This is a genomic window from Clostridium vincentii, from assembly GCF_002995745.1.
Classification (GTDB): domain Bacteria; phylum Bacillota; class Clostridia; order Clostridiales; family Clostridiaceae; genus Clostridium; species Clostridium vincentii.
In genome coordinates, this window is sequence record NZ_PVXQ01000039.1 from 24521 (window position 1) to 32148 (window position 7628).

General features: G+C 29.6%; 3 protein-coding genes and 1 pseudogene. 2 read left to right on the plus strand and 2 right to left on the minus strand.

What is annotated here, in order from left to right:
- Positions 1-711: a DUF6063 family protein gene (locus CLVI_RS14220; RefSeq protein ID WP_106060795.1), complete on the plus strand. Its 711-nt coding sequence runs from the start codon at positions 1-3 to the stop codon at positions 709-711.
- Positions 711-5126, plus strand: coding sequence for a coiled-coil domain-containing protein (locus CLVI_RS14225; protein WP_106060796.1), 4416 nt, complete (start codon positions 711-713; stop codon positions 5124-5126). Before CLVI_RS14220 ends, CLVI_RS14225 begins: the two co-directional genes overlap by 1 nt.
- A gap of 111 nt (positions 5127-5237) precedes the next feature.
- On the opposite strand, the gene CLVI_RS14230 is transcribed toward CLVI_RS14225, so the two are convergent.
- Positions 5238-5747, minus strand: coding sequence for a substrate-binding domain-containing protein (locus CLVI_RS14230; RefSeq protein WP_341458761.1), 510 nt, complete (start codon positions 5745-5747; stop codon positions 5238-5240).
- Positions 5748-6004: 257 nt separating this feature from the next.
- A pseudogene (locus CLVI_RS14235) lies at positions 6005-7336 on the minus strand (IS3 family transposase).
- Positions 7337-7628: the final 292 nt, after the last annotated feature.

A 7628-nucleotide genomic window follows, 5' to 3' on the forward strand; every position in this document is an offset into this window, starting at 1 on the left:
TTGGATAATTGGAATATGGAGAAAGCTCTTGAGCTGTTTTCAAAACTTATTACAGGCGAAAATGTAAGTAATAAAGAGAATGAAGACCTATACGAAGAATATAATTCGAATATGGAAATGTATAATATATTTGGTAGCATGATGGACAAGTTAAATTTAACTTTATATCAATATAAGGATGCTTTATATATTACAGCTGGAGAACAGAATAAGGTTTTTGGCTATACTAATGAGGAATTAAGAAAGATGCTAGGCCTGAAGGTTAATAAGGAATTATATATGTGCTATTTTATTATTTATAATATAATTACACTATTTTATAAAGATTCCTCAAGTTATACCTTTCAAGAATATATAAAAAGTGAGGATGTGCTAAAAAGCGTAGATGGCTCACTTTCAAGCATTGTTAGCAAATTAGATGTAATAGTAAAAAATGAACTTGAAGAGAATAGTTTTAATGCCATAGCTCTTTTGTGGGAGGAACTTCCCTTAACTCACAGTACTGATTTAGCAGTAAATACTAGAGCATATAAAAGTTCTAAGTTAGGATATATAAAGATTGCCTTTAATTTTCTAAAGGAGCAGAATCTTTTTATTGAGGTAGAGGAACGATATTATGCTAATGATAGATTTAAAGCTTTGATAGAAAACTACTTTGAGGATTTCAGGGGTAGGCTCTACGAGATAATGTCGGAAGGAGTGCTTAATTAATGCCACAAATAAATAGGGTAAGAGTAAATAATGTTAAATATAATAATGGTACTCAAACATATGATGATTTCAAAATGGAATTTTCCTGTAGCAATACTTTGTATGACCTTGCAAACGGTGGGGGTAAAAGTCTTCTAATGTTATTGCTTTTACAAAACCTTATACCAAATTGTCATCTAGATGAAAAGCAGCCTATAGAAAAACTTTTTAGGGGTAAGGAATCCAGCAATGTAATTCACTCACTTATTGAATGGCGATTAGATGATGGAGATAAGTCTGGTTTTAAGTATATGACAACAGGATTTTGTGCTAGAAAAGGTACAGAGACTTTTGGAAAGAGTGAGAATAAAAAGGATACTGCAGCCTTTGATTATTTTAATTACTGCATATTCTATAATACATATAATGAAAATGATATAAATAATTTAGCATTGCAAGATAATAAAGAAAAAGTAACCTATAATGGCCTAAAAAAACAATTAAGATCACTGCAAAGTGACAACTCTTTTGTTGTCGCTTCCGATATCTTTGAGAATAAAAAGGGAGAATATCAAAGGTTTATTAGTCAACATGGGTTATACGAAAGTGAATGGGAAATTATTAGGGGAATAAATAAGACTGAAGGGCATGTGAGAAGCTACTTTGAGCAAAATTATAGAACCTCAAGAAAGGTAGTAGAGGACTTACTTATAGAAAAAATTATCCAAAAGGCATTTATGGCTAAAACTAATAGATTAGATGACGAAGAAGATATGGCAAAAACCCTTTTGGATATAAAGGATAAAATCATAGAGTTATCTAAAAAGAAAAGCGAAATTTCAAAGTTTGATAGACAGGCAGATGTGGTTAAGGACTTTGTTAACAGGACAAATACACTTGTTAATGTTTATGAGGAAAAGGATAAAGTAGAAGCGGATATTGTAAAAACCTACAATACTTTGGAAAGAGGCATAAGGATTAAATATGAAGAACAGAATTCTCTAGAGGAAGCACTACATAGTATAAATAAAGAAGAAGAACAAATAGAGAAAAACATAGCAACTATAAAGCTGCAGAGTATGAATCATAAGCTAAGTAAGTCAGAAGAAGAACTTCAGAATATAGAAAGTAAATTTCAAAGTGCAGATTATCAATTTAATACACTAGATAATGAAATTAAACTTAGAGAAGTAAAGAATTATTTCATGGATTATCTAAATAACAAAAAGCAATTTGATGAAACTAAGCATCTGCTTGATAATATTTTTAAAGCCAATGAAACTTTGACAAGGGACTTAAACTTATTAGCCTACAATAAAAAAATTAGAGACGAAATGAAGCTTAAGGATCTAAATAATAAGTTTAGTGAATCTTTAAGTAAAGTAGAGGAACTATCAAATAAGGTAGAAGAATCTAAAAAAGAAGAAAGAGATATTGATAAAAAAACTGCTGTCTGTGAAAGTAATATAACACAGTCAGAAGATAGTCTAAAAGTCTTGAAGGAAAAAGTTAACTCTCTTAGAGATCAGCTAAACATTATGCTTCTAGATGAGATAGATAGTGATATTACTAATTTAGAGAAGAATAGAGATGATAGCGTAGAGAAAATAGACAAGAATAAGTCTTTATTTGAATCTTTGAAAGATCAAAACAACAATTCTAAAATTGATATTGCTAAACATGAAGAAAAAGTAACTTCAATAGAAGGCAAAATCAAGGATTATGATGAGTTAATTAAGCAGTATCAGCTAGATAAAATTAAGGCTACTAAATTATTAGAAGTTTATCAATCAGATGATGTTTTATCTTTAAGTAATAGTCTAGATAGCAAATATAAAGAACTTTTAGGAATAATATTAGGACAAGAGCAAGAGCTGCAACAATCGGTAGAGTATTGTACACAGCTAGGTGAAGACAAACCAATACCTTCAACAAAAGAAATACTAAAGGTAAAAGAATATATTAATAGGAACTATAATGAGGACGGTATATTAGGTATAGAATATCTTCAAGGGCGTTCCGTAGAAGAAAAGGAAGCTCTATTAAGTGAAATACCTTTCCTACCATATTCTGTTATTGTAACCTACAACTTTAATAAACTTCTTAAGGATGAAAAGTTTAAGGAATGTGATTTTGGGAACTATGCTATTCCAATTATCAGTTTAGAGGTTATTAAAGATAAACTTGATTTTAACATTAATGGTTTAACCTTTGCAGTAAAAGATAAGTCTAAATTTATAAATTCAGAAAAAATAAAAGAAGAAAAAAATAAGGTTGAAAGAGCGATATTAGAAATAAGAAATAACCTGGAACTCCTTAAAAGAAATGAAGAAACTTTAAAAATAGATAATACATATATTAAAGAATTCAAGTTTTCTTATGATAATAAAATAGAGCAGATTAAAGAGGATTATGTTAAATCAAAAGATAAAAAAGAATCCTTAGAAACTGAAAGGATAATTTGCATAAAGACTATAGATGGACTTGACTTACAGATGGAAAATATTAAACTGAAAAATACAAGTCTAGAAGATAAGTTAACTACTTTAGAGCAGGATTTAAAGACTACTCGAGAATTAAAGGTTAATTTTGATAACTTAAATGAAGAAGAAAAGAGACTTCAGGACTTTTTAGAAAAGTTAAAATCCTTGAATTCAAAACATATGGAAATTGAAAATTTAATGATTGCTCTAAAAGGTCAAGAAAAAAGTGAACTTGAGATAAAGACAGCCTTAGAGGAAAAAATAGATCTAATAAAAATGGAATGGGACGATATTTATAAAACATATTATAAGGAAGATAAGTATGAAAAATTAGATATAACTGATGAGGATTTAGAATCAAAATTCAGAGGTAGCAAAAAAGCCTTAGAAGAAAAAAATTCAGATGTAAAAGACAAAGATCAACTTTTGAAAAATTATCAAAGCAATATGGATAATAATAAAAAGGAAACTCGCAGTAGAGGATATTCTATAGAGCAACTTTACGAACTTAAAAACAAAAATGAGATTTCAGTTACTGCTGAAGAAGAATTAAGGAAATTAAAAGAAGAATTTAAAACCTTAAAAAGTCAAGTTGAAGATTTTGATAAAGCTGTTATAAATTCTAGATTAATAAAAAGTAAGCTTGAGGGAAATATTGAAAGAATGGTAAGTGATTTCACAGATAAGTTTGGTGATTATGTGGCACTTGAAATTGAAGTGTTTAAATTCAAGCATTTTGAAGAAGACAATATTATGAAAAGAGAAAAGCTTGCTTTGAGAATAAAAGAGCTTTTAAAGTTACAAATTAGTATCGATCGAGGAATTGAAGCTTTAAAAGTTATTATTGCTGATATAGAGGTAATTCTAAGGTCTAGCAATATTTCTAAAGATAAGACAAAGGCCATCCTTGAAAATCAAGAAGATATTAAAAGTTATTATGTAATTTTAGAAAAAGATTATGATAAAGTTTGTAAAAAAGAAAAAGATAGTAAGCTGACTTTTGAAATTGGTAAAGAAAAGAATATAAAAACACTTAAAGAGATAGGGGCTATTGATTTAGCTGAAGAATTCTCACGAAGCATTAATGTTCCTTCTATGAGTGAAAAATGCAGAGAACTTATAGAGAACCTAGAAAATATCAAAGAGCTTATATATCTTCAAAAGGGAAAAATAGAAAATGATATTAAGGATATGGAGCAAATTAAAGATAATTTTCAAAATCAATGCCTCCAACGCTGCAGAGATGTGAAAACAGAACTTGATAGACTACCACGGTTATCAAGATTAAATTTGAATAATGAGATAATACAAATGGTTAATCTGCAGCTACCTTATGTGAAGGAAGAACAGCAAAAGTTCCACATGTCTCAGTATATTGAGGAAACAATAAAAAATGTTGATAAGATGGAAGATACTTTAGAAAAGGTCAAATATATTAAAAATCAGTTGGCACTTAAGCGACTTTTTTCTGTCATTGTTTCAGATATGAATAAAATAGTCTTGAAGCTTTATAAAAGAGAGCAGATATCAGAACAAAGCAAAACACTAGAATATGAGGAAGCTGTTGGTAGTACAGGTCAGTCACAAGGAATATATATTCAATTTTTAATATCTATAATCAATTATATTAAAAATATAAATTCCTTTAATTCTGATAATAATAAATTAAGGAAAACTATATTTATAGATAATCCCTTTGGATCAGCTAAGGACATATACATTTGGGAGCCTATATTTGAGTTCTTGAAAACTAATAATGTTCAGCTAATTGTGCCAGTTCGTGGAGCGACTCCAGCTATTTCTAGCAGGTTTGACGTGAACTACATCCTTGGGCAAAAACTTATTGGTAATAAGCAACAGACTGTAGTAATGGAAGTAAGAAGTCAGGTTGTAGCTCAAGAGGTGGAATTCAGAAAAATAGAACAGGAGCAGTTAGGATTAGGGTTATCCTAGTAAATATGAACAACACTAGAGATTTTCTTAATGGGTTCATTTTAAGGTGCGAAATATAAAATAACATTAATATTAACAATTAAAACCGACTATGTTTTCACATAGTCGGTTTTATTGTAAGTTAGTATATGGATAGTAAGGTATTCTAATTGTATTTCCTGTATCATCAAATTTATAATTTGTTCCATTGAGAGGATCAGTACCAGAGACGAGGTTCATTCCTATAGTATAAACTGCATTTGCATAATCACGAGGATCTTGTATAATAGTTCCTGCCATAGCACCTTGTTTAATTAATTCTTTTGCCTTAGGTAAGCCTCCAATACCAACAACTGGGATATGTTTTGAGTTATCACCCTTGTTATATCCATACGTTTGAAGTGCTTCAATAGCACCTATTGCCATTTCGTCATTACTGGCGATTATTAACTCAAGTTTATCACTATATCGTAAAAAAAGTGAAGAGATAGCATCTCTTGCGCATGTTTTATCCCAATTACAAAAGATAGATGAAAGATCTTGAGTTTTTATTTCTGATTCATTAAGTGCCTGAATACAATATTTACTTCTAGCAGTAGTTGCTGGATCATTAACAGGACCTTTTAACATTATGTGCTGCATTATATTATCATCCTCCATATTGCTATCTTTAAATTAAATGCATAGTAATAGGTTATCTTTTTGTTGAAAATTTATTCGGTTTGATAGATAATATTGCAGTAATTTTATTTGTGTAATATATTATGTGAATATTTATGATATTCCAGAGGTGAATTACATTTTTGCACCTCGAAAATTAAGCTGTTAATAATATAAAATAAGAAGAGTATCCCTATATTAATCTGGTACCCATGTCAAGGACAACTTAAAAAAGAGTGCTAAGCACATAAAAGATGATTTCTGTATTGAACAGGAGTCATCTTTTTTGATCCCCATTTATATCTGTAATTGTTATAATATTTTATATATTTATCAATTTGGGTCTTAAGGTCTTCATAGGCTTTGAATGATTTATTATCAACATCATCTTTTAGATGACCAAAAAATGATTCTTGCGGAGCATTATCCCAACAGTTTCCACGTCGTGACATTGATTGTCCTAGCCCCTTGTCTTTAAGTAATTTTTGAAAAATTGGACTTGTATAATGAGCTCCCTGATCTGAGTGTATAAATGCATCTTTGGATAACTTAACTTTTCTTTATTGTTTTAATTTCAAGATCGTATCTGTAGCTATATCTAGAGTAATTCTTTTAGAAACATTGTGGGCTAATATTTCACCACTTGATGCGTCTAAAATGGTCGATAAATAAGCCATATCGCTTCCGTTATACTGTAGGTAAGTAATATCAGTTAACAGTATAGTTCCAGGCACTCCTTGTTTGAAATTTCTATTTAATATATTAGGAACCACTCTATGTTCCTTAGTTGCCTTAGCCATTCTCTTGTAGGGATTAGCCTTTCTATGAGGACATACTATATTATATTTATTCATTATTCTTCTTATTTTTTTAAGGCTAAAAATTACATCAGATTCATTTTCTAAAATCATTTTTATTGATCTGGAACCTTTCTTAAAACCACGATGGTTAAAGGCTTTTAATATAATATCTCGAGCATTCAAGTCCATTTCTTCTTTGTTAATTCTACTATCTTCTGAGTTTATATAATTGTAGTATCCCGAACGTGAAACGTCTAAAATGCCACAAAAATATCTAGTTAAGTTCTTGAATTTATTTGTGTTTATAGTTTCATTTATTAATTTGAAGATTTCAGAACTTCTTAATTTTATATTCTTATTTATCAGCAACCTTTCTGCCAAGTCTAATTTTTTTAATAGTTCGACCTGCGATTCAAGTAATAATATTTTAGCTTCTTGCCTATTTATTATTTCTTCTTTAGTTAATTCTCTAGCTAGTGGGCGTCCGCTTGCGGTTTTTCGAGTATCATATAACCCTATAATTCCATCCTTCTTGTATGCTCGTTTCCAACGGCATGCAGCTTGCTTTATTCTTGTTTCTCCTAAGACCTCAATATCTAATCCATTCTCATGGAAAATATCTTTTGGTAATTTACCAGCAATATATTCATTGATGAAAAGAATTTTAAATTCATGTGTATACGTAATCGAGCGTTCACTAACTTTTAGTATATTATTATTATTATTTTCTAGTTTTTCAACTTGTTCTTTCGTGAATATATTCTTACTCATGTAGCTACCTCCTGATGTTAATTTAATTATACAAAAAAATACCTATAGTCTAAACACTTTTTTTCACGTGTCCAGTCTATAGGTACCAGTTTATATAATGTATACTCTTCTATTAGTTTTAAAACTTAATAATAGTAAATTTAGTACCTTGCTTCTGAGTCAAGTAAGGTAAGCGTCAAATAACTCATCACCTAGGACTGGCAGTAAATTAATGTGATAATACTCCTATACTTAGTAGGAGGTAATTTGCATGGCAGAAAGAAGATCTAAAGAAGAATGGATGATACTTGTA

Bases quoted from the DNA above. Each gene is read 5' to 3' on its own strand.
- CLVI_RS14230 (WP_341458761.1), bottom strand. From the start codon at position 5,747: ATGCAGCACATAATGTTAAAAGGTCCTGTTAATGATCCAGCAACTACT.
- CLVI_RS14225 (WP_106060796.1), top strand. From the start codon at position 711: ATGCCACAAATAAATAGGGTAAGAGTAAATAATGTTAAATATAATAAT.